This is a genomic window from Paraburkholderia sp. J94 (assembly GCF_905220285.1).
Taxonomy (GTDB): Bacteria; Pseudomonadota; Gammaproteobacteria; order Burkholderiales; family Burkholderiaceae; genus Paraburkholderia; species Paraburkholderia tropica_A.
On record NZ_CAJMZH010000050.1, the window covers coordinates 1 to 673 of the forward strand.

2 protein-coding genes are annotated in these 673 nt (G+C 69.1%); both read right to left on the reverse strand.

The genetic code is table 11. From position 1 onward, the window contains the following. Nucleotides 1–334 (reverse strand): DUF202 domain-containing protein (locus U4Y88_RS37585; RefSeq protein ID WP_321790131.1); only part of this gene is annotated, 334 nt, incomplete at its 3' end. Between the two features lie 9 nt (nt 335–343). Then, nucleotides 344–673: hypothetical protein (locus tag U4Y88_RS37590; RefSeq protein WP_321790133.1), on the reverse strand; the 330-nt coding region annotated here is incomplete at its 5' end.

The following is a 673-nucleotide window of genomic DNA, read 5'->3' on the forward strand; positions in this document are numbered from 1 at the left end:
GATGCTGCACGACCGCGACCAGCAGCGCCACGGTGCCGATCACCACCATCGCCGTGCCGACCATGCGCGGCGACCAGGTCGCGCCGAAGCGGCCGACGATCGGCGTGCCGCGCTGGCCTTCCACATACTCGAAGAACTTCGCCAGCGTGAAGCCAAAGCTGATCATCGAGAGCGCGGTGCGCAGCCACGCCATCAGCGTGCGCTCGGCGGCGAGGAAGGTGCGCTCGATGGCGAGCGCGGTGCGCGCGCGCGTCTGCAGCGTGCCTTCGTCGGGCTTCAGGGGCGCATCGGGATGCGTGTCCGGCACGGAGAGGATGTCGCGCTCAGGGCTCATGGATGACCTTCAAGGCGTGCCGGAAGCCAGCACCGAGCGATGGCGCTGCCACTTCACGTACGGGATGGCGATGATCGTGCAGACGATCAGGTAAAGCACGAGCGTCGGCGCGAATTGCTCGCCGGGAAAATTGGCCGCCGAGATCGCCAGCGCGATGGCCGGGTGGCGCGAGGCTGTGGACAGCGCCAGCACCGAAGCATGCTCGGGTTCCGGGCCGCCGAGGCAATGGCCGATCACGAGCCCGGCGAGCGCGAAGGCGACGATGGCGATCAGCGTGCCGTGTCCCGTCGACGACAGGATCGCGCGCCACGTGCCCGCGAGCAGCAAGAGGACGCCCGC